25 protein-coding genes and 1 pseudogene are annotated in these 23,171 nt (G+C 64.2%); 7 read left to right on the forward strand and 19 right to left on the reverse strand.

Annotated features, from left to right (window positions below; all coding sequences use genetic code 11):
- Positions 1-1,032: a hypothetical protein gene (locus tag ACZ50N_RS27330; protein WP_234788824.1), complete on the forward strand. Its 1,032-nt coding sequence runs from the start codon at positions 1-3 to the stop codon at positions 1,030-1,032.
- A gap of 148 nt (positions 1,033-1,180) precedes the next feature.
- On the opposite strand, the gene ACZ50N_RS27335 is transcribed toward ACZ50N_RS27330, so the two are convergent.
- The 5 genes from ACZ50N_RS27335 to ACZ50N_RS27355 form a co-directional block, all read right to left on the reverse strand.
- Positions 1,181-1,606: a hypothetical protein gene (locus ACZ50N_RS27335; protein WP_046361800.1), complete on the reverse strand. Its 426-nt coding sequence runs from the start codon at positions 1,604-1,606 to the stop codon at positions 1,181-1,183.
- 33 nt (positions 1,607-1,639) lie between these two features.
- Positions 1,640-1,981 carry a helix-turn-helix domain-containing protein gene (locus ACZ50N_RS27340; RefSeq protein WP_110797896.1) on the reverse strand — a complete coding sequence of 114 codons (342 nt, stop codon included), beginning with the start codon at positions 1,979-1,981 and terminating at the stop codon, positions 1,640-1,642.
- Between the two features lie 111 nt (positions 1,982-2,092).
- Positions 2,093-2,674, reverse strand: a complete 582-nt coding sequence (locus ACZ50N_RS27345; protein WP_046361799.1) for a hypothetical protein — start codon at positions 2,672-2,674, stop codon at positions 2,093-2,095.
- Between the two features lie 116 nt (positions 2,675-2,790).
- Positions 2,791-3,360 carry a thermonuclease family protein gene (locus ACZ50N_RS27350; RefSeq protein WP_046361798.1) on the reverse strand — a complete coding sequence of 190 codons (570 nt, stop codon included), beginning with the start codon at positions 3,358-3,360 and terminating at the stop codon, positions 2,791-2,793.
- A gap of 104 nt (positions 3,361-3,464) precedes the next feature.
- Positions 3,465-3,818: a hypothetical protein gene (locus tag ACZ50N_RS27355; RefSeq protein ID WP_131705478.1), complete on the reverse strand. Its 354-nt coding sequence runs from the start codon at positions 3,816-3,818 to the stop codon at positions 3,465-3,467.
- Positions 3,819-3,960: 142 nt separating this feature from the next.
- On the opposite strand from ACZ50N_RS27355, the gene ACZ50N_RS27360 reads away from it, so the two are divergent.
- Complete coding sequence (locus tag ACZ50N_RS27360) at positions 3,961-4,371, forward strand: hypothetical protein (protein WP_131705477.1); 411 nt, start codon at positions 3,961-3,963, stop codon at positions 4,369-4,371.
- Positions 4,372-4,388: 17 nt separating this feature from the next.
- Here the strand turns inward: ACZ50N_RS27360 and ACZ50N_RS27365 are convergent, their stop codons facing one another.
- The 5 genes from ACZ50N_RS27365 to ACZ50N_RS27385 form a co-directional block, all read right to left on the reverse strand.
- Positions 4,389-5,192, reverse strand: a complete 804-nt coding sequence (locus tag ACZ50N_RS27365) for a hypothetical protein (RefSeq protein WP_052765112.1) — start codon at positions 5,190-5,192, stop codon at positions 4,389-4,391.
- Positions 5,189-6,958, reverse strand: coding sequence for a hypothetical protein (locus tag ACZ50N_RS27370; RefSeq protein WP_046361796.1), 1,770 nt, complete (start codon positions 6,956-6,958; stop codon positions 5,189-5,191). The genes ACZ50N_RS27365 and ACZ50N_RS27370 overlap by 4 nt, the downstream gene beginning before the upstream one ends.
- 22 nt (positions 6,959-6,980) lie before the next feature.
- The gene (locus ACZ50N_RS27375; protein ID WP_064282764.1) at positions 6,981-7,247 is read right to left on the reverse strand and encodes a hypothetical protein; all 267 of its coding nucleotides are present in this window, start codon (positions 7,245-7,247) and stop codon (positions 6,981-6,983) included.
- Complete coding sequence (locus tag ACZ50N_RS27380; protein ID WP_046361795.1) at positions 7,240-7,629, reverse strand: hypothetical protein; 390 nt, start codon at positions 7,627-7,629, stop codon at positions 7,240-7,242. The genes ACZ50N_RS27375 and ACZ50N_RS27380 overlap by 8 nt, the downstream gene beginning before the upstream one ends.
- 83 nt (positions 7,630-7,712) lie before the next feature.
- On the reverse strand, positions 7,713-8,399 hold the full coding sequence (locus ACZ50N_RS27385) for a Fic family protein (RefSeq protein ID WP_046361794.1): 687 nt from the start codon (positions 8,397-8,399) through the stop codon (positions 7,713-7,715).
- 68 nt (positions 8,400-8,467) lie between these two features.
- On the opposite strand from ACZ50N_RS27385, the gene ACZ50N_RS27390 reads away from it, so the two are divergent.
- Positions 8,468-8,662 (forward strand): plasmid mobilization protein, encoded by a 195-nt coding sequence (locus tag ACZ50N_RS27390; protein ID WP_110797895.1) that lies wholly within the window; start codon positions 8,468-8,470, stop codon positions 8,660-8,662.
- Positions 8,663-8,735: 73 nt separating this feature from the next.
- On the opposite strand, the gene ACZ50N_RS27395 is transcribed toward ACZ50N_RS27390, so the two are convergent.
- Positions 8,736-9,014, reverse strand: coding sequence for a hypothetical protein (locus ACZ50N_RS27395; protein ID WP_131705476.1), 279 nt, complete (start codon positions 9,012-9,014; stop codon positions 8,736-8,738).
- Between the two features lie 35 nt (positions 9,015-9,049).
- Positions 9,050-10,051: a coiled-coil domain-containing protein gene (locus ACZ50N_RS27400; protein ID WP_064282763.1), complete on the reverse strand. Its 1,002-nt coding sequence runs from the start codon at positions 10,049-10,051 to the stop codon at positions 9,050-9,052.
- Between the two features lie 893 nt (positions 10,052-10,944).
- Between ACZ50N_RS27400 and ACZ50N_RS27405 the strand changes: the two are divergent.
- A pseudogene (locus ACZ50N_RS27405) lies at positions 10,945-12,160 on the forward strand (IS110 family RNA-guided transposase).
- A gap of 8 nt (positions 12,161-12,168) precedes the next feature.
- Complete coding sequence (locus ACZ50N_RS27410) at positions 12,169-12,573, forward strand: HAD family hydrolase (protein WP_420874085.1); 405 nt, start codon at positions 12,169-12,171, stop codon at positions 12,571-12,573.
- On the opposite strand, the gene ACZ50N_RS27415 is transcribed toward ACZ50N_RS27410, so the two are convergent.
- From ACZ50N_RS27415 to ACZ50N_RS27440, 6 genes are all read right to left on the reverse strand, one after another.
- On the reverse strand, positions 12,551-13,462 hold the full coding sequence (locus ACZ50N_RS27415; protein WP_082909344.1) for a cyclopropane mycolic acid synthase family methyltransferase: 912 nt from the start codon (positions 13,460-13,462) through the stop codon (positions 12,551-12,553). The genes ACZ50N_RS27410 and ACZ50N_RS27415 overlap by 23 nt on opposite strands.
- A 188-nt stretch (positions 13,463-13,650) precedes the next feature.
- A complete protein-coding gene (locus ACZ50N_RS27420) occupies positions 13,651-16,845 on the reverse strand; it encodes a cytochrome P450 (protein WP_064282761.1) in 3,195 nt (1,064 codons plus the stop codon).
- 112 nt (positions 16,846-16,957) lie between these two features.
- Complete coding sequence (locus ACZ50N_RS27425) at positions 16,958-18,001, reverse strand: zinc-binding dehydrogenase (RefSeq protein WP_064282760.1); 1,044 nt, start codon at positions 17,999-18,001, stop codon at positions 16,958-16,960.
- Between the two features lie 70 nt (positions 18,002-18,071).
- Entirely contained in the window at positions 18,072-18,680 is a 609-nt protein-coding gene (locus tag ACZ50N_RS27430; protein ID WP_234788822.1) for a sigma-70 family RNA polymerase sigma factor, read from the reverse strand.
- Between the two features lie 483 nt (positions 18,681-19,163).
- Entirely contained in the window at positions 19,164-20,705 is a 1,542-nt protein-coding gene (locus ACZ50N_RS27435; protein WP_064282759.1) for a flavin-containing monooxygenase, read from the reverse strand.
- Entirely contained in the window at positions 20,702-21,571 is an 870-nt protein-coding gene (locus ACZ50N_RS27440) for an SDR family NAD(P)-dependent oxidoreductase (protein WP_046361787.1), read from the reverse strand. Before ACZ50N_RS27440 ends, ACZ50N_RS27435 begins: the two co-directional genes overlap by 4 nt.
- 264 nt (positions 21,572-21,835) lie before the next feature.
- On the opposite strand from ACZ50N_RS27440, the gene ACZ50N_RS27445 reads away from it, so the two are divergent.
- Complete coding sequence (locus ACZ50N_RS27445) at positions 21,836-22,168, forward strand: DMT family transporter (RefSeq protein ID WP_432806136.1); 333 nt, start codon at positions 21,836-21,838, stop codon at positions 22,166-22,168.
- The gene (locus ACZ50N_RS27450) at positions 22,168-22,485 is read left to right on the forward strand and encodes a DMT family transporter (protein WP_046361785.1); all 318 of its coding nucleotides are present in this window, start codon (positions 22,168-22,170) and stop codon (positions 22,483-22,485) included. Before ACZ50N_RS27445 ends, ACZ50N_RS27450 begins: the two co-directional genes overlap by 1 nt.
- Before the next feature lie 20 nt (positions 22,486-22,505).
- Here the strand turns inward: ACZ50N_RS27450 and ACZ50N_RS27455 are convergent, their stop codons facing one another.
- A complete protein-coding gene (locus tag ACZ50N_RS27455) occupies positions 22,506-23,159 on the reverse strand; it encodes a TetR/AcrR family transcriptional regulator (protein WP_464470846.1) in 654 nt (217 codons plus the stop codon).
- Positions 23,160-23,171 lie beyond the last annotated feature (12 nt).

Raw genomic sequence — 23,171 nt, forward strand, 5'->3', positions numbered from 1 at the left:
ATGGTGGTGGTCACGGCGATGGTGGGAGACGAGTTCAGCTCTACTACGGTTGCGGTGGAGTCACTGATGCTGCCGCTGTTCCGAGAGTTTGGCGTTCGCTACGTCCAGTGCGCCCGCGGTCAGCGGGTTACGACGGCGGCTGGCGAAGGTGTTGTCGTGCTGGATGACTCGACGTATCCGCAGAAACTGTACGCGGAGGGCGCATACCGGCTGTCCGACGAGATGCTGTCTGCTGGCACGCTGCCACAGCTCGGGGGAGCACGGAAGTGCAGCATGCATGCCAAAGGGTGGGCTTTGGACCCGGTGATTGCCAAACTCACGGCAGGGCAACCATATCGGCATGCCATTGGGTTCGAATTGGGTGAGCAGGGCCGGGCTGAAAAGGACCGCCGGTACAACACCACACAGCGCACCGGTTGGTATCCGTTGATAGAGGCTGGCTTTGACCGACAAGCCTGTCATGACTACGTGTCCGCGAACCTTGGTGTGGCGTGGGAAAAGTCGTGCTGTTCGTACTGCGTTTTCGCCCTGACGAGTGCACGTGGGCGCGCCGGGATGGTGGAGCGGTACCGTCAGGAGCCGGCGGCCGGGGCGCGGGCGATGCTCATCGAAGCGACAGCTCGGCGGCTCAACGCACGTCAGACGTTGATAGCGGGTAGCAGTGTGGCGCAGATGGTCCGAGAGGCGGGCTTGACCGCGGTTGAAGACGAGTTCCGGCGGGTCTTCGCCGAGTCGGGTTTCGCAGTGTACGACGTCCGTCGTGTCACACCGGCGGGCGTGGGCGGTCGGCGGGGTGTGACGGCGCGGTCTGTCCGCAGGCTCGCTACTGGGTCCGAGGGCGCCATGGACGCATACCTTGCGGGTAGCCCAGGGCAGAGGGCGGTGGGGGCTGACCGCATTGTCCGGCATCACCTACCTGCTGGGCCGGGGTGCGAGCATTTCCGGGTGGTTGCCCCCGCCGTGGTAGAGGATAAGCAGCGCAAAGGATTTGATCGCATATGGGCTAACGCCAATAGCCCTTCGCTATTCTGAGCAGGTAGCAGTGTGCCTGCGCGGTCGAGTCCCCCGTCGGCCAGAGATCGCGGGCGCACTGCTATCCCCCTGTCGAACTGACCGGAGATAGTGGCGCAGCGGCGTAGTGGCGGCGAGCGGGAATTCAGATTCTACGAAGTCGTGGTGGTTAGTTGCTGCGCAGAATGTCGGTGACGCGGTGTTGCACAGCGGTCCAGTCCTCGGGTGGGAGCGCGGCGATGCCCGCGGTCCATCCGGCATTGGGGTCGATGTGATGGCGCAGCTCGGTGAAGCAGGCGATCTGGGGCAGCGCTCCAGTAGCGCTGAGGGTGCGGATACGGGCTACCACGTCGTGGGCGTGGCGGTCGATGTGGAGCCAGTAGGTCGCCGGGCGATGGGTGACAGCAGCCAGGTCGTCGTGTCGCACGTGGTGCCAGCTCAGGTAGGTCAGACCGTTGGTGAGTCGTACGCGTGCGACGGGGTGTCGATCGTCGACGCTGACGGCGTGGAACGGTCGGACGGCCGCCACGTAGGGGGCTGGGGTGGTGGGTGACTGGGCGTTTCGGTCTGGTGGGGGAGAGTCGAACGGGTCCATTGCAGTGGTGCCCTCCCTGGAGTCGCGGGCGGGTTAGGAGTCTTGCGCTGGCGTGGCCATGGCCTGCTCGATGCCTCTGGTGAGCGCAGCGACGGTGGTCTGCAATGGGGGCGCGATCTTTGCCAGAAAGACCACGGTGGGTGTACGTTCGCCGGCTTCCACGCCACGCAGGAAGATACGGTCGACGCTGGCCTGGTCGCTGAGGGCGCGTTGAGACAAGCCCAGGGTCTCGCGGCGCTGGGCGATGTTGCGGCCGACGACCGGCATGATGCGTGCCAGCAGCGCGCGGTCGGCCTGCGCTTGCAGCTCACGGGCGGCCAGACCGGCGCGCTTGCGTTCCTCAGCAGTGGTGGTCACGGCTTTGGTCGGGGACATGGGCGGCGGTCCTTTCACGTGCGGTATCACCACCGCGACTTCTTGCCGATAGCGTACTCGCGGTGGTGGGTGAAAGGCTACCAACGGGCGCGGGTGGGTCACCGTGCTGACTTATCCTTGGCTGGCGGGTTCTACCGCGGGTGCTGTGTCGTCACGGACCGGGAATGGGCTGGCTTGCAACGGTGCTCGGTCATACGCTGGTGCGTATCGACCGTCACGGTCGTAGCCCCAGACATCGAATCCGTGCTCGTCAAATCGGTGGATTGCCGCCGCACCAGCGCACGTCATTTCGGCGCGGCAGGCCAAGCCGTTGCGATCGACCCATTCGAGGTCAGGGCTGGTCTCGGAGATCACCCAGTTAACGAGGGCTGTCTCGTCGGCCTCCAGCGGCCTGGACCGGGCGTCAGCCTCTCCGAGATACCAGTGAGTGCGGTCCTGCAATTGCCGGTCATGCTGACGGTCACCGTGGGCCTCGATGGCTGCGCGTTTCGTGGTGTAGCGGGTAGCGGTTCGTGGTGTCCCGTGCACGTCGACTATGGCCCAGCAGCGGTCGGACTTCTTGGCTACGGTCCACGTCGTGGGCAGGTTGTCCAGGTGGTCTCGCAGCGACCTTTCGAACGCGTCGAGCTGGCTGGCGCGGAGGCGGGCGTGGCGGGCATCCGCGTGTTCGGCCGGGGGCGGCTGAGTGTCCATGGAGCGCAGTCCTTTCCTCGGATGCTGTGGGGTATCGACAGCTTTCGCTATGCGGATTGCTATAGCCTACCACAAATGTGGATGGTTATAGCCGTCCAATATCGTGTCGGTGAGGGTTAGGCGGGGCAGGTCTCAGGCGACCACAAGCCGCGCGCCTCGTCGGCGGCGGCGAACTCGGCGGCCTGGAATTCCGCCTGGTAGCGGTGCGGTGTGTTGAAGGTGTACTCGTTGGCGTAGCCGCCGGCGATGAGGTCCAGATTGACCAGTTGCCCGGCGGTCGTCCAGACATACGCCAGGCCGCGCCCGTAGCGGTCGATGCGGTCCTGGCTGAGATCGTATTCGAGGTAGACCGACTGGCCGGTGAGCATCGCCTTGGTGTACTCGGATGCCTCACGCGAGAAACACTGAACCGGCTTGCGCGGATCAACGAGTTCAGGTGTGTCGACACCGATCAAACGGATAGTCGTTGGCGTACCGTCGATTTCGACCACAATGGTATCACCGTCGATGACACGTACCACTGGAAAAGGGCCGTCGATCACAGCCGTGGCCGGCATCGGTGGATAGGTGGCGGTAGTGGCGGTGTGCGCCGTCCACGATGATGGGCTGTGGCATCCGGCGAGCAGTATCGCGGCTGCACCCAGGAGTGCAGCCAGTGCGCGGCCAGCGGCAGACAGAGCGGTCATGAGGGCATGGTGACCGTTTCTCACGACGGATTCCAACAGATAGGCAGGTCGGTCAATCATGTTCTCTCCTAGTGTGTTCTATCGGGCACGGGGATCTCGGGCCTTCAGCGGCACGTGATACACCGGCGGTGGTCCTCGGATGGCTGGCAGTCATCGCCCCACTCGCCCTCGTTGTGCAACCCCTCCATGCGGTCTGCGCATCCCCCGCAACACCCGGCCCAGCCCTGCCCGTCATCAAGGGATTCGCGACACCCTTCATCGAACGGGTCGCGGCACGCAGCATCGTCGTCACTTATGTCGAATCCGTCGAAGATCGTTGCTATGGCATCAGGTATCGATGAATGAGGGATCGCCGCAGAAAGGCGTTCGAGCTGACCTGACGTGAGCCGGAAACCTGCCCAGTCGTCGGCTTGTTCAGGGGAAATCAATTGCAGGGCCACTACATCCGTTGTGCTCATAGCAATTAGTGTAGTCGGTTAATAGTGGCGTGGGAACACTTTTCGACACTACTTCCAAGGGAAGGGCAAGAAACTCGCGCAGCCCGATACGTTTGCGCTGACGCCACTTCCGCTGACGCTTTCAGGAGGTATGCTCACAAGCGTGGCCGTGGTGCTTCATAGTTTGCGGGGATTTCCCCATACTGATATCGCTGCGCGGCTACCGCTGGAGCTGTCGGTGGCCGGACGGTTGCGCTCGGATCTGCCGGGTCGGTTTTGGTTGTGTCGAGTAGCGGCCGAGATGTGGTGCAGGCTGGACGAATCCACGGAGCGGAGCCATATCTGTGAAGCCCTCTTATCCGAGGATGGGAGTTCGTTGCGCGTGAGCGCACTGGTGGTGACTCCAGCGGCCAGTAATCAGGTTCTACAGTCCGGGATTGAGAACCTTGCGGTGCACGCTGCGGCGGTCCTCGACCCTGTTGTGGGCGAGTCAGGGGTGTTCAACGCCGCGCAGGTCGGTTACCTCGGGTGCGGACTGTTGGACGACGCGGCACGGGTGCCAACTCGGGTCTGAGGTAACGCTGCCGCTGGTCAGGAGTGGCTTGACCACCAGGTGTAGAGCTGTTCCAGGCTTGGTTTTTGGGGTGTGTCGGCTCGGATTGTTGCCAGGAGGAGCGTCGATGTGGTGGTCCAGGCGACCATCGGTTGACTGTCCTGGTTGGTGCCGCACAGCAGGGTTCCGGCGACGGTTTCGGGGTTGGCGTTGCGGCGCCACGCACCCGGGGACTGGTAGCCGCCGTCGGCCCCTGGGCACACCTTCGCGGTGGTGGAGGCGGTGACGTCGGCAAATGCGGCATCGAGGTCCGCGGTGGCGTCATAGAGCGTGTAGTGCGCGGTCGTTGCCTCGGCGATGGCGGGGTGTGGCCCGCAACGCACGCCAGCGATGGCCGGTGGCGGCTCAGTGGTCGCAGTGCAGTCCGAGGGTCGATATCCAGGTGGCAGGTTGTGGCGCAGCAGTTCCGCCGCGGCCGTCGTGGTGTCGGCGGCGGCGGCCGGGGAGTTCGTGGCCTCCGGCGGGTCTGGTGAGGGCCACAGCAGGATCGCCCACAGCACGACCGCGATGGTCGCGACAACGGCGAAGATGGACCACAGAATCACCAGGGGCCGCTGCATACGCGGTGGGCGCCGGATCGGTGTGATCGCGATTGTTTGGTCGACGCTCGCGCCCAGGTCCGATTTCTGGGAGCTGACGGACTGGTCGCGGGCGGCACCGCTGGCAGCCAGGTCCGTGGCCGGCGGCGGATACGGGTGTGGGGCATCGGCGGCAGACCAGGTGAAGAACCCCGTGAGTTCGGGAAGTGGACCTGTGGGCGGGTCGTCGGAGGTGGGTGTCATGAGGGCTCGATTCGGTGGGCGTGAGTGCCAGCTTCCACGCATGCTCGCTTGAGGAGATCGGCCACGTCCGTGTCGCCGCGCCGACCAAGGATGTCCTCGGGGCTTGACTTCGGGTTGTCCAGTGCGGCGGTCATGGCAGCGTTCGGGTCTCGGGTATCGCGGCCGGTGAATTGGGCGAGCTGTTCGGTGGCCGGTGCGCTCGTGTCGAGCGTGGCGATCGTGTACGTGCGGCGGTGTGTGTTGAAGGCGATGATCAGCGTGCCCCCGACGGCGGCGTTGAGCTGTTGGGCGTGGGTGCGCAGCGAGCCGATGCGTGCGTTGTTGCTCGCGTTGGTCACCCAGGTGACGGTGATAGGGCTGTGGTCGGGGTTGGTGAAGCTCTGGTGTCCACCGAGGGTGATGTGCGCGGCCCGCGCGACGGACACGGCAATGCTGCGTCCGGATCCGCGTTGCAGTTCCGGGGTGACGGGGAGGGCAAGCCGGATGACGTGGGTATTGGTGCGATACATACCCCGGGCCTGGTTGAGGGGTCTGCTTGCCGGGGCGGGGTCGGCGGCGGTGCGCCGGCGGCTGTAGCCATTTCGGGTGATGTATCGAGGTGTGGCGAGGTAGGTGCGCAGCGATCGTGCGCTGATGTCGGGGTATGGGGTGTGAAGGTCTTTGAGGAGCTCAGTGGTGCGGACGCTCCCTCCATGGTCATCGATGTAGGTGGCGATGGCATCGTTGATGCTGGTGTACTCGGGCAGCTTCCATGTACGCAGCGCCCAGGTGGTGCGGCTGGCCCGTGCGAACTCCTTGTGGTCTGAGAGCGCGGTGGCCACCGATCCGGGTGAGACGGCAAGGCCGATATCGGCGCGAACCTCTTCGATGGTCAGTGGCCGTTGGTGTGCGTGCAGGACCGCCGCCGCCATCGTGGCTGTGGTTGCGGCGGTGTGGGTGATGCGTTGGTCCGCGATGGTGGTGTGGCGGTAGGTCTCGGTGAGGTAGGTGTCGATCGCGTCAGGGTGCATCCCCGCGGCCGCCAAGACCGTCGTGAGTTCGGTCGTCCGCAGCGCTCCCGCACCCGCGGTCAGTGCGTGTTCGGCGGTGGTGTCGACGTGTTCGCGGCCGCGTGTCCCGGTGTTTTCGAGCCAGTGGAGGCGGCGACGGTAGGGACCGGCGGTATGCAGCAGTAACGCTGCGGTGTCGCAGGTCAGTGTCTGACCGGTCTGGGCGAGTTCAGCGGCGGCCACCTGGGCCGGTAGATAGGGGCCCAGGCGCTGGGCGATCCGCTGGGCGTGACGGTGCAGGGCCTCGTGTTCGGGGTGGGCGAGCAGGCCAACCAGTTTGCGCTCGGCGCGGCGGGTCCCGCGCGACACGCTGGCTTTGGCGCAGCCGAGCATCGCTGCCACCTGGGCGGTGGGCTTCGGGTCTAGCGGGAGGACGCGGGTAGTGAGGATGGTGCGGGTCTCGGCGTCGAGCTGGTCGAGTAGCTTGGCGGCGGCGCCGGCGGCGGTGGTGTCTGGGTGGCTCGCTGTTGTGCTACGGATTGCGCGACGGGCCGTGTCGATGATCGCGGTGAGGGCGCTGAGGCCGATGCCTGGTTGTGCGGTAAGGCTTTTCGAGGTGTGCGCGCCGATATCTCGCCAGTAGGGATATACCTCGCTGTAGGCGGCCAGGCGTGGTGGGAGCTGGCTGTACGGGATCAGTTGGTCAGCGATCCCGTCGAAGTCCTCAATCAGCTCGCCCAGCGGGCGCGACGAGGCTTCGACTATGGGTTCGATCATGCGGGAGCCTGGGGGTGCGAACCTACGATCGACGTTCGTGCGGTTCGGGCTTCGACCGCGTGGAGCGCCAGATGCGCCGCACGATGGCTATCCACCCCAGCGCGACCAGGATCAGCGTCGCGGCGATCATGACCCCTGGACTCCAGTTGCCTTTGAGTGTGCCTGCATACGCTATCGCCCATGCCGTAACGATCGCGACGAGAACGAGCATTCCGATGCGGGTATAGAGCCAGCGCTGCGTCCATTGTTCTGCGTGGTCCAACCCGCGCGTGATCGCAGTACTAGCCATTGTCGGCACCCTTTCCTGTGGCGGTTGCGCTGGTCAGATCTCGTTGTCGCTGACGAATCCGCCGGCGAACGTCCATGGTCCCCATGTGGGTGGGGTCGCTCGCTGCGGCATCCATGCGGATCACGGTGACCGTGTGGCCACCCTCAACCCAGGAATGGGTTGTGCTCACCTGCTCGATGAGCGAGGCGAACTCGTGTGCGCGTTGCTTGGTCTGCGTCTGGCGGTCACCGGTGATGGCACCGAAGTCGTGTAGTGCGAGGGCGAGCCACCGTGCGGCGTGCTCTGCTTGCACCCATTCCTCGGCCGGTGTGTAGTAGCCGCCGGGGTATCCCGGGCCCTCGATTTCGAAGGTCCATAGTGACGTAGCTTCATCAGTTCGCATGGTCCTCAGTTTCCCTTGTATCCGTTGGTGTGTGAGTCGCCGCGTCGGGTCATCGACATGAGGAAGGAAAACCATGCTTGGAGTTACCGGCCGATCCGGGTGAGCCCGGCGCGGCGTAGCAGCGTTTTCACTGCCTCGTGTTCGTTGTAGAGGTAGGCCCTGGCCAGCAGGTCGTTGAACGTTTTCGCTACACCGGGATCGTTGTCATCGACCGGGATGGTAAGCAAGACACCGGCATCAGCGCCGATGAGCAGGCTGTTGGCGACGAATACGGCGGTGCGCTTGTTGCCGTCCTCGAACGGTTGCGCTTTGGCGAGGTTGATGAACAGGTCGAGTGCGTTTTCTTCAGCCTCGGGGCTGCGGGTCGCGTTGTCGAGCAGGAGTTGGAGCTGGTCTTCGGTCAGGGCATCGGGAGAGTGGCGCCCGTACGGTGTCGTGACGCCTATGGCCTGGTCCTGAGTCCGCAGCTGCCCGGGATGTAGGGCTCCGCTGCGGGTGATGGTGGCGTTGATGGCCCGCACGAAGCCTGCGTCGATGCGATGGGCGGCGTGGTCGATCACGAATTGCGCCGCGTCGCGCAGATCTTCCAGTAGCGCCAGGTCGGCCCGCGATGAAACTCCTTCCAGGCTGCCGGTCCGCAGGAAGTTCTCGGTGTCCAGTCGGCCGGTGGATAGGCCGTCGAACACTCTGCCCGACGAATAGACCACGCCAGCAAGGTCGGTCACGGTGAGTCGACCCACGGCACGGTCGTCTTGATCGGCTGCGTTCATAGCTTTTAGTGTAGTCGATTAATTGAGTTGTCGGATCAGGAATTGTGTAGTCGATTATCATCATCGGTATGCCTCCCGGGAGACCGCCTTTCAAGGCGGGGCAGCGCCGCAGCGCCGCGGTGCCGGTCCGGTTCACCGAGGATGAGCGCGACATCATTGAGGCCGCGGCCGAGGCTGATGGACAGGCCGTGTCGGCCTGGGTTCGTGATCGGGCACTTGCCGCGGCCCGCAGGCGGTCTCGGGGTCGGCCAGAAGCCGGTTAGCTGTTACAACATCAACCCCCGCGCAGGCGTAGCCGAGGAGAGCTCGCTGACACGCCTGTGGGACCGGAGGCCGTCACTGCGGGATGCAGGGCTGCGGACCGTCGAGTTCTGTGCGTGCGGCGGTGATGTGGCCGACCGCTTCGTCGGCAAAGATGGCGGCTGCGTCGAGTTCCGAGGGTTGGGCGTCGTCGGCCTCGTTGATCAGGACGCCCATGGCGAAGGTCCAGGTTTTACGGGCATGGATGATCCGCAGCCGCGGTTGATCCATCGCTCGCACCGCCGCATGCAGGTGTGCGCGGGCCTCGCCAAGCCAAATGCTGGGTAGCTGATTCGGGATCATGTGCCGGTTCACGCACCTTCCTGCGGTAGGGGCGGCCGGGGCGGTTGCTACTCGCTCGGGGGCTTCGGGGCGGTGGCGGCCTTCTTGCTCGCAGGACGTTTCCTGGTCGCCTTCTTGGTGGCGGCGGGGCTATCGCTGTGGGCGGTCCCGGCCGTCTGTCGGGCGTGGGTGAGCGCGTCGTTGAGGGCTTGCACGCGTTCGTCTGCGTTGCGCTGCACGAGTGCGAGTTGCTGCGCGTGGGTGGTTTCCAGGCGTTCACGTTCTGATCGTTGCTCGGTGCGTACACGCTCAAGCTCGGCGGTGAGGGTGGACACGGTGGCACGCTCGGTGTCGGCTGCTCGTTGCGCCGACTCGGCTCGCGCGTGCGCTGTGGCGAGGTCGACGCGAAGCGCCGCGGCGTCGGCCGTGGCGGCGCGGGCTTCCTCGCGTGCGGTGTCGATCTGGTTGTGCAGCGCGGCCTGCTTTTCTTCGGAATCCGTTCGGGCGTGGTCGAGTTGGTTGCGCAACTGCGCCGTGGTCTGCCGTTCACGCTCGGCAGAGTCATTCGCCGCGGCCAGCGCGGCTTGGGCGGCACTGGCCTCGATGTGTGCGGCATTGGCGGCCTCGCGCGCGGCCTCGACCTGACGGTCCCGTTCGGCGAGTTGCTCACCGAACCGGGTACGCGCATCGGCAAGGCTGGCTTCCGCCGCCGCGACGGCAGCGTCGGTCCGAGCGCGCAGTTCGGCCATGTCCGCCTCGGTGGTGGTGCGCAGCCGCTCCACCTCGGTAAGAGCTTCTTCGGCGAGTGCGTCGGCTTCCTCGCGTTCCTGGCGTGCCTGTGCTGCTCGATCGTCGGCGGCCCGTGCGGAGCGCTCGGCGGCGCTGGCCCGGCGTTCGGCTTCGTTGACTTTGGCCAGGGCGTCGCGGTGGGCGTCCTCGACCTCCGCGCCGGCGGCTTCGACGTCTCCGGCCGCGCGGATTCCGGCCAGCACGTCATCGAAGTACTGGCGGAACTCAGACACCCTCTGCGGCAGCTCGTCCAGACGTTGCTCCAGGGTCGCTCGTGCCATCGAGACAGGTGCATCCGCCTGCTCGGCGTCGGGCCGCGCATCAGCCGATGGTGTCTGCGCGCGGCGTGCCTTCCAGGCGTTCGCGCGGTTGTGAACTGGTCCGCCACCGTCGTCGGCCCGTTCGCAGTAGCGGGAAGGGCGGCCAGTGGCCGGGTCTGGGCGGCGGGGACGAGAACAGCCCGGGTAGTGGCAGCGGTCCACGGCCGTCACCACGGTAGCGCTCTCTTCTGACATGGCTCCAGACTATCACTTTCGTCGCCTGAAGGTGATAACAAAACAAAAGACGAAACGTAACGTAACAAAACGAAATGTGGCTTACCGATGGACGGGAAGAGGAGGGGCTGTCTCGTCCCCGATACCTACACTCCGGCCATCTCCGCCATCTCCGCCATCTTCGATGTCGTCGGCACGGACTGTGCACGACAATGGCAAGCTTTAAAACGGCCGATAGTGGACGCACTTGCCGCCGTCGGGGCATCGAGTCCACCGCAACGGATCTGCCGCAATACCGCAGCCGTAGCAAGCGTGATCTGTTCCGCGGTTTGACCGGCGATGAACAATCGGCAGACAACGGATTCTCTGCCTTCGTCCGAAATGTCGAGGAAGCCATCAGCTACGGCCACCTGGTGCCGTCAAAGCAAACTGAGGTTGTCATTAAGTTCGTAGGTGCAGTTACTTCGTCTTGTTACGTTGTGCTGCGACCCGGGTGGGTCGGGTGAGGCTGATGTGGGTTCTTGCCGGCCTTCGGGTGCGGCTTGAAAGGGACTGGCCGCCCGACTTGCCTGGACTTCTCTGGCCGCTGATTGAGATCTGCGATGTGATCGCTTGTTTAAGGAAATGCCGGCGGGGTTGTCCGTGGGGATCATGGTGGTAGACAAGCGAAAAGAGGATCGATGACAATGAGCCAGTTGTGGGCTGGCGTGGACGTCGGCAAGGAGCATCACTGGGGGTCGTAGTCGTCGACGACACCGGTACGGTGAAGCTCTCGCGCAAGCTGGTCAACGACGAGCAACCCATCCGGGCGCTGGTGGCCGAGATCGGCGCCATGGCGGAGCGGGTGTCCTGGGCGGTCGACCTGACCACGGTGTATGCCAGCCTGTTGTTGACGGTGTTGGCCGACGCCGGCAAGTCGGTGCGGTACCTGGCTGGCCGTGCGGTGTGGCAGGCCTCGGGGACCTACCGCGGTGGCGAAGCCAAGACCGACGCCAAGGACGCCGCGAGTGATCGCCGATCAATCGCGGATGCGCGGCACCGATCTGCCGGTTCTGCACACCCACGATGACCTGATCACCGAACTGCGGATGCTGACCGCTCGTCGGGCGGGCCTGGTGGCCGATCGCACCCGCACCATCAACCGACTGCACCAGCAACTCATGGCGGTGTGCCCCGCCCCCTCGAGCGAGTCGCCCAACTGACCCAGGACCGTGGATGGGTGGTTCTGCTGTCGCGCTACTAGCGCACGAAATCCATTCGGCAGAGCGGACTTTCGCGCATCACGAAGAACCTGACCGAGGCCGGGGGGTACGCAATGCATCCTCCATCGCCGAAGCCGCCGTCGCCGCTGCGAAGACCCAGACCGTGCGGCTGCCCGGCGAAGAGGTCGCCGCCGCGCTGGTCGCCGAACTGGCGCAGGGGGTGATCTCCCTCGATGAACGCATCCAATCTACTGACGCTGACATCGAGGGCCGATTTCGCCGACATCCATTCGCCGAGGTGATTACCAGCATGCCTGGCATCGGCTTCCGACTCGGCGCCGAATTCCTCGCCGCCTTCGGCGACCCGACACTGATCGGCTCGGCCGACCAACTCGCCGCCTGGGCCGGACTGGCCCCCGTTCCCCGCGATTCGGGGAAACGCACCGGACGGCTGCACACTCCGCAGCGCCACAGCCGACGACTGCGTCGGGTGATGTACATGTCCGCCCTGACCGCAATCCGCTGCGACCCGCAATCTCGGGCCTACTACCAGCGCAAACGAGATGAGGGTAAACGGCCCATCCAAGCCACGATCTGCCTGGCCAGACGCCGCACAAACGTCCTCTACGCACTTATCCGCGACAACCGCACCTGGCAACCCGATTCACCCCAAATCACCGAATCGGCGGCTTGACATCTTCATTGAGAGTCCTTTCCGCATTTCGCCGACGCAGGATCACCACCGTACTGACCACAGGTCTGGACCGCGAGACGTTCGACCTATTGCTACGCAGCCTCGGGTGGACAGACATTGCGGATTTCACCCTCAGCGGTGACGACGTACCCCGGGGTCGACCCGCACCAGATCTGATTCTGACGGCGTTCTTGCGCGCCAGCACAGTCGATATCCGTGACGTGCTCACCGTGGGTGACACCACCAACAACCTTATGGCTGCTCACCGCGCTGGTGTCATCAACAGCTATAGGATCACCGGTGGCGCACAGCCGCTTTGCCCTGGAAGCCGCCCCACACAGGGCGATCATCGACTCTATCGACGAGTTGTGCCTCTGCGGGTTGCTGCGGCTACCCTCGCGCCTCATGACTGACGGTATCAGGACTTGGATCGGCGGCGTTCTGAGCGCCTGCGGTCTGGTAGACGATCAGACTCGAGTCGATCGACTCGTCGACGAAGTAGTACTGGGCACCGGTGAGATACCGCATGTATCGGTCGAAGTTCTCCTCATCCGTGGCGGCCACTGCGGCGGCTCGGTTGCGCTCGAGTCGTTCAGCCCAGATACCGAGGGTCTTGATGTAGTGGTTACGCAGAGACAGTGTTTCGAGCACGGTGAAGCCGGCACGTTCACCGTGCTCGACCATCATTGCGGTGGTCGGGATCCGGCCTCCGGGGAAAATCTCGGTGATCATGAACCTGACGAATCGGGCAAGTTCGAAGGTCAGCTTCTTGCCGCGGGCCCGCAGGTCGTGGGGGTGATAGCCGACGCTGCTTTGGATAGTCATCCGGCCATCGTCAGGGAGCACGGTCCGGCACATCGTGAAGAAGTCGTCGTAGCGCTCGAACCCAAAGTGCTCGAACGCCTCGATTGACACGATCCGATCAACCGGTTCGCAGAACTGCTCCCAGCCTTGGAGACGGATGTCGAAGCTGCGCTCGGAATTGATGTCGGACAGCAGTTGTGTGCAGTAGGCCTGCTGATTTCTGCTCAATGTCAGACCGATCACGTTGACGTCGTAATTCTCCATGGCGCGCTGCAGGGTCAGGCCCCAGCCGCAGCCGATATCAAGCAAGGTCATACCTGGCCTGAGGTTAAGCCGTTGCAGATGCTGATCGACGTTGGCGACTTGCGCCTCGGACAGTGTGCAGTTCGGTCCGGTGAAGAAGCCGCAGCTGTACTTGCGGGTGGGGTCCTGGAAGACGCCGAAGAAGTCATCAGAAAGGTCGTAGTGGGCCTGAATGTCTTCGAAATGCGGTTTCATTGACGCTTCGGCGTGCGGGTGAGCGGGCATGCGTTGCGCATTCCTTTTCGGTTGTCACGGTTGGGGTGTTTGCCGGAGTTGGTCGAGGCGCTGGTTGTGTCGTCGCTCCGCTAGGAGCGTCTGGGAGTGTATCCGTCAGACTCGCGCGGCCACGTTGGCGCGGCGAGTCCGACGGGCACACTGTGGCACTACTTGGAAGACCAGGCATCAATGACGAGTCTGCCGCTGGCAGTGAGCTCTTCGAGCCAGGCGAGGGCTTGATCTTCGTCGTCGTTACCCGATTGGGTGCGGTAGACATCAAGCAGGGCTCGGTTGACCCCGGGAACTAATCGGGCCCCGTCTCCGCACACTCGCAGGTGCCTCTGTTCTTCTTCGATCATGCGCCAGACTTCGCGGGCGTCCTTCCTGATGCGATCCTGAACGAAGGCGCAGTTGTCTTCGGGTGCAGCGAAGTATGTGGGCCGTAGATCAACTACCCCGTTGGATTCTGCTTCCTCAAGTTCCTCTCGGTGAAGGAAGTCGACGTCCGGGTGGTCGCAACCGAAGTAGCAGAGTAGCGGCGCGGCGTCTGCGCTGTGGGCCCGGTCCTGGATCACGCCACGAAACGGTGCCAGTCCGGTGCCAGCGCTGATGACGATTGCCGGTTGATCATTCTCCAGACGGAAGTCATCTGAGCACGGCAGCACGCGGCCCAGCACCGTGTCTCCTTGTTGCAGTTGGCGCACATAGGTGGAGGCAGTTCCGCGATATGTTCCCTCGCCTGACAGGTGAGGGGCATCGACAGCGGCCACCATCAAGTCGATGTGGCCTGGCTGCGCGGCCGGTGACGACGACACGGAGTACCGCCGCGGAGCCAGTGCCGGCAGCATAGCGAGGAAGGTGTCAACGCCGAGCTCGACGGACCGATAGCTTTCGAGTAGATCCAGCAGCGACACTCGAGCGGTCGTGATTCTGGCAGCGAACTCGTCGGCGTCGTCGACGAGCTTCTGTAGCGCGGTGCGCTCGGGCGGGCATGAGCACCGCGCGATCATTGTCTCGATCTGCTCGATCGTGGCTGGGCTCTGCAGTTCCACGTATCGACTGAAGACCTCGCCCAAGGTGATGGGTCGTTCGGTGGGGATGTGATCCGGGACCCGACCGTGACGGTGGAGGATCACCAGCTCGGTGAGGTCGGTGCCGAAGCGGCGTTGCACTCGTGCGATCAGTTCGGCCGGGTTCTGTGGAAGCAGTGCAAGGTGATCGGCGGTGCGATACGTCGTCCCTGCTGGTAGTTCGAGGCGAAGAAACATCTTCGATCGCCCCAGTGGGTGCGTGGTGTCGACCAGTTCATGGGCCGAGACGACCGTCATCGGTTCGAGACCGTGCCTGCTCTGCAGGTCCTGGTCCAACGACCACACTGCTGACTCGATGGTGAGGCCGGCGTCGTGTTCATCCGGCGGCTCGGCGGTGATGCCGTCACGAGGCAGGATCGTCGCCCACAGGTCGGTGTTCCAGCGTTCGACTTCTCCGGTGAAGTCGCCGGCGACGTCTGCGGCGCCGCGGTCGATGAGCCGGTGCCCGCCGGCGGCTGATAAGCGTGCGTCGATCGTGGCGGGGACGTGTTGGTACGTGGCAGCCCAGTTGCGGTCACCGACTCCGAGGACTGCGTATCGCAGTCCGTCGAGGGAGCCAGGGGTCACGAATTCCAGCCAGGGCAGGAATTCATCGGCGTCGTCGGTGGGCTTGCCGTTGTAGGACGATGCCACCACCAGTACCACCGAGTCCGAACGCAATTGCCCGACCGCATCGTTCAAGGAACCCAGCGTTGCGTTGTAGCCGGCTTGTGTGGCGCGGTCGGTGATATCCCGGGCCAGTCGTGCCGATGTGCCCAAATTGGACCCGTGCAGCACCGTGAGCGTGGTTCCCAGCTCGACTGCGTTGCCGGGCTGCGCCACCACAGTGCTGGCGTGGCGCCCGGTGTCGGCCGGCTGAACGCTGCGATCAGCGGGTAGGCGGCGGGCCAGCTTCAGCGTCAGGCCGCCCGGTTTGATCGTCAAGGCTTCGGTGATCTTGAGTTGATAGTTGGAGTAGTCGTTGAGGCGGTACCGGTGAATGATCATGGCCAGGACAAGGGTTGCTTCGTGGAGCGCGAATTGCCGTCCAATACAGGCGCGTTCACCGTTGCCGAAGGGCTTGTAGAGGTGCATGGGTCGTGTGCTGACGTTTTCGGTGTTGAAGCGCTCGGGATCGAATGCTTCAACGCTGTCGCCCCATTCGGGTGAACGATGCAGAGGCGGGGTGAGGATCGTTATAACGTCGCCGCGTTTGACTGCGTAGCGTCCGCCGATGACAGTGTCTTCGAAGGGTTCGACAGCGTAGCCGGGAGCTGTTGGCCACAGCCGAAGAGTTTCATTGAGGATCTGCTGGACGTAGGTCAACCGTCCGATGTCGGTGTAGGACGGATCGATGTCGTCCGAGGTTCCCCACAAGGTATCGACTTCAGCTTGGGCGCGGGCCAGCACCGTTGGGTTCTTGGCGAGGTAGTAGAGAGCAAAAGACATGGCACCGCTGGTGGTTTCGTGTCCGGCGACCAGGAAGGTGATGACTTGGTTGCGGACGTTCTCCGGGTCCAGGCGTTGCCCGGTGTCTTTGTCAGCAGTGTTGAGCATGCGGCCGAGCAGGTCGTCGGTGTGGTTGTCGCCAGATTCGAGGCGCTGGCGCACAACGTCGTCCACCACGTTGTGCATCAAAGCGATGTCGCGCTCGTACTGCTCGCCGCTTGTGCGTTTGAACGCGTTCATGATCGGCAGGGTCGCCGCCAGACCTTGCGCGTGGTGCAGCGCTCGGCTCATGGCTTCGACAAAGGGATGAGGGGTCTCTCGCTGGAACGATTCCAGGTCGAAACCGAATCCGCACAGGCCGATGGTGTCGAAGGTCAACCGCGTCATGTCCTCCGGTATCTCTACTACTGAGGCAGCGGCTGCGTAACGGTCCCACCGATCGAGGAGCTTTCGCGCGACATCGACCATTGTGGTGTGGTACTGGCTCATAGCCTCGAGCGAGAACGCGGGGAGCAGAATGTTGTGGGCCTTGCGCCAGTTGGGTTCATCGTTGAAAGCGGTGAACAGGCCGTCGCCGCCGATGTCGCGCAGCTGAACTAGCTCGGTGTAGACGCTCTTACAGAACCTGGCGGTGTCCGAGAGTTCGGCCACCAGGTCTCCGTCCGAGACGACGATCGTGTTGGTGTTCGCGATCCTCAGCCGCATGATCGGTCCCAGTTCCTTGGCCTGGGCCATCATCCACTGCATGGGGTTCTCGCGCGGGACGCTGAAGGTGTGCCCAACCAGCGGTAGTCCTGGTGGCTCGGGGATAGAGCCGAAGTGAGCAACAGGTGAGGTGGTCAAGATGGGTTCCTTTCCGTGGCGGGGGGCTCAGGCGTGGCGACGGGTCGATAATGTGAGAGCTATCGCGGGGAAGTACCGCGCCAGACGTTCTTTGTGGCCCGCTGCGGGTCTGTCAGGGTTTGACCAGGATGCGGATCGGGTTGCCTTCGGGTTCCTTGAGCATGTCGATGCCTCGTTGCACGTCGTCCAGCGGCACGATCTGACTGATCGAGCGAGAAAGGTCGAGGCGTCCGCGTGAGACGAGTGTCGCCAGAGTGCCGATGTCCTCGTTGTGGTAGCCGAGGTGTCCGAGTACCTGTCGGTGCCCGAAGTTGAAGTCTGACGTCGACCCGAGGGAGGGAGTGTCGGCGCTCATACCGACACCCACGAGTTTGCCTCCCACAGCTACGGCGGCAAGTGCCTGCTCGAACGTCGTGGTCACCCCCACTGCGTCGAAGCTGACGTTGAGGTTTTCGCCGTCAGTGGCGGCGGCGATCTTGGAGATCAGTTCAGGATCGCGGGCATCGAAGGCATAGTCGGCACCGAGATCCAGCGCGCGGTCGAGCACAGCCGGTTTGATGTCGACGGCGATGATGGGTGCGGCGCCGACCAGGCGGGCTAGTTGCACGATGTGTGTACCGACCCCGCCGACACCCCAGACGCCGACGGACTCCCCGACGCGCACGTTGGCGGTCCGTACTACGGCGCCGAATGGTGTTGACACTGCATCGGCGAGGATCGCGGCGTGCTCGAGCGAGACGTTGTCAGGAATTCGTGTGAGCCCGATAGCTTGTGCGACAGTGTATTCGGCCCAGCCGCCGTCGTAGCCGAAGGCCATGATGCTGGGGCTCAGGCAGTTCGCGGCGTCGCCCCGCGCGCATTTCGCGCATGTCCCGCAGGTGCGGCCCGCGGCCACCACCACGCGGTCGCCCACCGCCCAGCCCGATACGTCGGGTCCGAGGGCAGCGATGGTGCCCGACGCTTCGTGCCCCTGGGTGATGACGGGGAGTTCGGCGGGGAACGTGCCGTCTAGCAGGCTGAGGTCAGAATGGCAGATTCCGCAGAACGCGACTTTCACCAAAACCTCGCCGGGGCCCGCGATGGGGATGGCGACGTCTTCGATGACCACTGTGCCGGTGTCGGCGTAGAAGCGCTGCGCGCGCATTGAATCGTTCATAACGTGTCCTTGTCGTAGCTGAGTTGATGGACGACAGCGAGTCGTCGTTGGGTGGACGCGCTCGAGATACTCAGAGTCCGCGCCCGTCTGCGTAACGGCCGTCGCCGAGACTGAGCAGGTGTTTGCGGACAGCGACGCGTGCACGATGGAGTCGCGACATGACCGTTCCCAGAGGCACTCCCGCGATTCGGGCTATCTCTTTGTAGCGGAAGCCCTCGATGTCTGCGAGGTAGAGAACGAGGCGTTGCGGTTCTGTGAGTCCTTCTAGTGCGTTCTTGACGTCGTCGTCAGCGACGGTGTCGAGGGCGGCCTGTTCGGCGGACCGGGCCGATGGCCCGAGGCGTTGACCGCGAGTTGATTCCACATCGTTGAGGCCACCGGTGAGCAGTTCCTCGGGCCGACGCGCACGTGCGCGGTAAAAACTGATCCAGGTGTTGGACTGGATTCTCAGCAGCCAGGCTTTGATGTTTGTTCCGGGCTGAAACGTGGAGAAGCCGGCGAAAGCCTTGAGCATGGTTTCTTGCACCAGGTCCTCGGCGTCGGCGTGGTTCCGAGTCAGCCTGCGGGCCACGCGGAGAAGGTCGTTGACCAGCGGAAGGACCGCTTCAGCGAAGCGCGCAGACGCCCCCACAGTGCCGGCGGCCTCGTCGGCCGTTCTCCGGTGCGGATGATCGCTCACAGCACGAGTCGGGGAAAGAGCCTCTCGGACAACGGACTTCGTTGAGCTCTCGTATGCGTCGCGCGTCGTTGTCATTTCAGCTCGCCTTTACATGTGGAAGGAGCCTTGCAGTAAGCGGTCCGGACGACGGCGGTGCTTCGAGTGGCACGATGGCATGACCCCGGTCGATGACATCGCCCGCCCGCTGCTGTGGCTGTCGACGGTATGACCCGCACACCCAACTGATGCCCCAACTCGTGCGGATTGAAGGCCGACGGGCACCAGACGTTGTGCGCCTCGATGGTGTCGATGACCTCGCTGTTCTTCGAAGCAGCTGCAGCCCTCAGGCCGTGGTGCGGCGGGCAGTCGAGGATGCTGGCGGGGCTTTCCATGTCCTCAGCGACATCCCAAGCGGGCCTCTTCCACGTGTCAGCGCGATGCCTGCTCAAGGGGCTTGCTCCCCGCTGCGGGGTCTCGCTGTGGATTTCATCCCTGGACGAATACTCACGAACGACGTGACCCCCCCGTTTCGCAGTGGCTGGGGTCGGGGCGATGGTTTTCCGCAGTGGACGGGTCCTGTCCGGGCTGCGCGTGTTCGGTCCTGTGGAACTGCAGCACTCCGTCGTCGATGGCGCGGTGTCGCATCGTGATGACGTCTTCGATGTAGTTCATGCCTTGTCGCCATGGTGCGCGGGGCCCGCTGCTGGGCATGCGGTCGAGCGCCCGTTTGACGTAGCCGGCCTCGAAGTCGAACAGCGGCCGGCGCGGCATCGTCAGGTCATCGGGGTGCGGCACGCAGCTGGTGTAGCCGTGGCTGTCCATGAAATCGATGAGCCGACACAGGTACTGGCTGACCAGATCGGCCTTCAAGGTCCACGAGGAGTTGGTGTAGCCCAGCGTGTACACGAAGTTGGGGACGTCGCTGAGCATCATGCCCTTGTAAGCGAAGGCCTCGGCTACGTTCACCCGATTTCCGTTGACGCGGAGGTCGATGCCGCCGAAGAAGAGTAGGTCCAGTCCTGTTGCGGTGACCACGATGTCGGCTCGCAGTGTTGTGCCTGACGTCAGCCGTATGCCTACGTCGGTGAAGGTGTCGATGGTGTCGGTCACCACTGACGCCCGTCCGGACTTCAGCGATCGGAACAGGTCGCCGTCTGGGGCCGCGCACAGCCGCTGATCCCACGGCTGGTAGCTGGGGGTGAAGTGCGCATCGACGTCGGCTGCCGGCAAGTGTTCAGCGACGTTCTTGCGCACCATTGCTTTGATGATGCTCGGGCACCGGCGGCTCAACTCATACACGGCCCAGGCCGTGGCCACGTTCTTCCATCGCGTGAGCCGATAGGACAACTGTGAACCCACGAGCCGACGCAGGGTGTTGGCGATGACGTCCTGGGAGGGGACGGACATGATGTAGGTGGGCGAGCGTTGCAGCATCGTCACGTGAGCCGCGGACTTCGCGAGGGCGGGCACCAGCGTCACGGCGGTCGCGCCGCTGCCGATGACCACGATGTCCCGGCCAGAGTGATCGAGGTCCTCAGGCCACTGCTGCGGATGGACTACCCGACCCTCAAAGGTATCGATGCCCTTCAGTTCAGGGGTGTAGCCGGCATCGTAGGAGTAGTAGCCCGAGCACATGACCAGGAATGAGCACTCGAAGAACCGGGTGGTTTCCCCCGCAATCACCTTGACCCGCCAGGTCGAGGTGGCTGCGGACCAGTCGGCGGCCACGACCCTGTGCCCGAACCGGATGTGGGCGTCGATGCCGCTCTCGGTTGCCGTGGATCTGATGTAGTCCAGAATGGAAGCGCCGTCGGCGATGGACTTGGCGGCGGTCCACGGCCGGAACCGGTAGCCCAGGGTGTGCATATCGGAGTCCGAGCGGATGCCGGGATACCGGAACAGATCCCACGTACCGCCGATCTGCGGGCGTGATTCCAGAATGGCGAAGCTACGATCCGGATGCGCAGACTTCAGGTGGTGGGCGGTGCCGATGCCTGACAGGCCGGCACCGACAATCAAGATGTCGAGTCGCTCCGCGGTGCTCATCGGGCCATCACCGTGCCCAGCCGCTTCGCCGCACGCGAGCTGAGAGCCGCTTGCACCGCGGCAATGCCGATGGGGTAGCGGGTCGGTGCCAGCCGGACCAGCGCGTCGATGACCTTGGCGTCGATGCCGACGAGGATCCGCGACTGTCCTCGCTCGACCCCTTCGACGATGATGTCCGCCGCCGCCTCCGGCGTCGTCATCGCAAGCGCTTCGAACTCTTCGGCGATGTCATCCGGTGTTCGTCCCCACCCTTCCGTGTCCTCACGGAGACGGCCGTTGCGGGCGATGTTGGTTTTGACCCCACCGGGGTGGATGGTGACCGCCCGGACGCCCGTGCCGCGCAACTCGTGACGCAGTGACTCCGTGAATCCACGCACGGCGAACTTCGAGGCGCAGTAGGCGCTCTCGTTGCCGACTCCGATGAGACCGTAGACGCTGGAGGTGTTGACGATCGCGCCGGCGGACTGACCTAGCAACTGTGGCAGGAAGGCGCGCGTGCCGTTCACAACGCCTCGGTAGTTGATCTCGTGCAGCCAGTCCTCGTCGTCGCTGACACCGTTGCGGATGCTCGCGCTCAGGGCGACGCCGGCGTTGTTGAAGACCGCTCCGATCGGCGCGGGCGCCCACGATGCCACCTGCGCGGCGAACTCACCCACCGCCGCGGCGTCGCGTACGTCCACCACGTGGGTCAGGCACGCGCCAGAGAGCATCGACAAGGTCTCCTTGAGGCCGACCTCGTCGACGTCGGCGATTGCGACGGGACATCCCGCTGTCGAGAGCCGGTGCGCCAGCGCCCGGCCGATGCCGGAGCCGGCGCCGGTGATGACCACGGTCCTGCCGGTCAGTGTCGTTCTGCGATTGAACATCGGTGTTCCTCTCCAGATGCGGACGCGGGCCGCGGTGACGTGTCGCTTTTCCGCTCGTGCGAGGCGCGTGACCCCAGTCGATCGTCGGTACTACGGAGTACCTACCCCATGGATACTCTAGAGTACCCATGGGCGTCAAGCGACGTTGTTCGGGGACGGAGAGGCTTGTTGATGAATGAAGATGGGGTGCGATACCCGGGAAACCCCGGTGCCCGGCGTTTGCGCCGGGCCACGGGGGCGCGGGCGGGGACAACTCCTCTGGGTTTGCTGAGCTGCGCGATTACCGCCGAGGTGGGGGCGTCGCTGGCTATGCAGGCAGCAGTGGAACACCCCTGGTGGTATCTGGTGGTCGTCCTCGGGTATGGCGTCGGGTTTGCACTTCTGGTGCGCATTCTGAAGTCGGGCACGGCGGTCGGGGTGGCGTACGGCATTTGGGCAGCCAGCGGCGTCGCCCTGACCGCCCTGTGCGCCGCCCTGCTGTTCGGCCACACACTCTCCGGCACGTCGGTGGGCGGCATTGCCCTGATCGTCGTGGGGGTCGTTCTGGTCGAGTGGGGCGCGCAGGCTGGTCACCGGCGGATCGGCCAGGAGCTCTGATGCAGTGGTGGATTCTAGGATTCGCGATCCTCAGCGAGGTGAGCGCGACTCTGTGCCTCAAAATCGCCGTGGACCGCGGCCGTCCGTCGTGGTACTTGGTCGTGATCCTCGGTTACGTGATCGCCTTTTCCTGCCTGGCCCGTAGCCTGTCGCTCGGCCTGCCAATCGGGATCGCCTATGGCGTGTGGGCGGCGTGCGGAGTGGCGCTAACAGCGATCTTCGCACGGCTGTTCCTGCGAGAGCCGCTGACGCGGACCATGGCATGCGGCATCTTGGTGATCGTTGTGGGGGTGTGGCTCGTGGAGGCGGGGCACTGACGCATCTGACCGTGTGAGTCTCAGGTCGGTTGCGGCGTGTCGACGTCAAGTGACAGCAGTGCCGCCGTGCTGGCTATCGCCAGATCCACTCCGTCGGCGATCCGGCCGGATGACTGCAGGATGTCGGCGACGAGTTCATTCAGCGCGCCTTGGACCATCATCGCGTGCAGCCGGGTGGCGGGTTCGATTCCGGCGCGCCGAAACTGCTCGTTGTCGGTCATGGTGGTGATGAGGGAGGCGAAGGCGTCGTTGCTCTGGCGGATCACCGGCTCGGCGATCTCTCCCAGGTAGGGGAGTTCGCGAATGGAGCACAGGTGGACCGCCGGCCACCGTTCGACATGAGCGAAATAGACGCGGATCGCCTTGTCCACCTGCGACTTCCACGACAGTCGCGGGTCTACCGCCGCACGCAGATCCGCGATCAGACTGGCGTTGACATCCTTCATCAGCGCCAAGAGGGCGTCGTCTTTGGTCCCGAAGACACGGTAGAAGGTCCGACGAGATGCCTTGGCCAGGCTGACCACGTCGGTAACAGCGGTCTTGCGGTAGCCCTTGACTTCGATGGACTGCGCCAGGGCTCGGATTAGGCGCTCGTGCGCGTCGACGGGGACTGAGCCCGGCAGAGGAGCGGAATGACTCATCGCTGCGCGCCTTTTCCCTACGACGCCAGCCATGGACGGATTGTA

This window comes from Mycolicibacterium obuense (assembly GCF_055397605.1).

Excerpts from the sequence above, each read along its gene's own strand:
- ACZ50N_RS27330 (WP_234788824.1), top strand. The coding sequence starts at position 1 with ATGGTGGTGGTCACGGCGATGGTGGGAGACGAGTTCAGCTCTACTACG.
- ACZ50N_RS27335 (WP_046361800.1), bottom strand. The coding sequence starts at position 1,606 with ATGGACCCGTTCGACTCTCCCCCACCAGACCGAAACGCCCAGTCACCC.
- ACZ50N_RS27340 (WP_110797896.1), bottom strand. The coding sequence starts at position 1,981 with ATGTCCCCGACCAAAGCCGTGACCACCACTGCTGAGGAACGCAAGCGC.
- ACZ50N_RS27345 (WP_046361799.1), bottom strand. The coding sequence starts at position 2,674 with ATGGACACTCAGCCGCCCCCGGCCGAACACGCGGATGCCCGCCACGCC.
- ACZ50N_RS27350 (WP_046361798.1), bottom strand. The coding sequence starts at position 3,360 with ATGACCGCTCTGTCTGCCGCTGGCCGCGCACTGGCTGCACTCCTGGGT.
- ACZ50N_RS27355 (WP_131705478.1), bottom strand. The coding sequence starts at position 3,818 with ATGAGCACAACGGATGTAGTGGCCCTGCAATTGATTTCCCCTGAACAA.
- ACZ50N_RS27365 (WP_052765112.1), bottom strand. The coding sequence starts at position 5,192 with ATGACACCCACCTCCGACGACCCGCCCACAGGTCCACTTCCCGAACTC.
- ACZ50N_RS27370 (WP_046361796.1), bottom strand. The coding sequence starts at position 6,958 with ATGATCGAACCCATAGTCGAAGCCTCGTCGCGCCCGCTGGGCGAGCTG.
- ACZ50N_RS27375 (WP_064282764.1), bottom strand. The coding sequence starts at position 7,247 with ATGGCTAGTACTGCGATCACGCGCGGGTTGGACCACGCAGAACAATGG.
- ACZ50N_RS27380 (WP_046361795.1), bottom strand. The coding sequence starts at position 7,629 with ATGCGAACTGATGAAGCTACGTCACTATGGACCTTCGAAATCGAGGGC.
- ACZ50N_RS27385 (WP_046361794.1), bottom strand. The coding sequence starts at position 8,399 with ATGAACGCAGCCGATCAAGACGACCGTGCCGTGGGTCGACTCACCGTG.
- ACZ50N_RS27390 (WP_110797895.1), top strand. The coding sequence starts at position 8,468 with ATGCCTCCCGGGAGACCGCCTTTCAAGGCGGGGCAGCGCCGCAGCGCC.
- ACZ50N_RS27400 (WP_064282763.1), bottom strand. The coding sequence starts at position 10,051 with ATGGCACGAGCGACCCTGGAGCAACGTCTGGACGAGCTGCCGCAGAGG.
- ACZ50N_RS27415 (WP_082909344.1), bottom strand. The coding sequence starts at position 13,462 with ATGAAACCGCATTTCGAAGACATTCAGGCCCACTACGACCTTTCTGAT.
- ACZ50N_RS27425 (WP_064282760.1), bottom strand. The coding sequence starts at position 18,001 with ATGAACGATTCAATGCGCGCGCAGCGCTTCTACGCCGACACCGGCACA.
- ACZ50N_RS27435 (WP_064282759.1), bottom strand. The coding sequence starts at position 20,705 with ATGAGCACCGCGGAGCGACTCGACATCTTGATTGTCGGTGCCGGCCTG.
- ACZ50N_RS27440 (WP_046361787.1), bottom strand. The coding sequence starts at position 21,571 with ATGTTCAATCGCAGAACGACACTGACCGGCAGGACCGTGGTCATCACC.
- ACZ50N_RS27450 (WP_046361785.1), top strand. The coding sequence starts at position 22,168 with ATGCAGTGGTGGATTCTAGGATTCGCGATCCTCAGCGAGGTGAGCGCG.
- ACZ50N_RS27455 (WP_464470846.1), bottom strand. The coding sequence starts at position 23,159 with ATGGCTGGCGTCGTAGGGAAAAGGCGCGCAGCGATGAGTCATTCCGCT.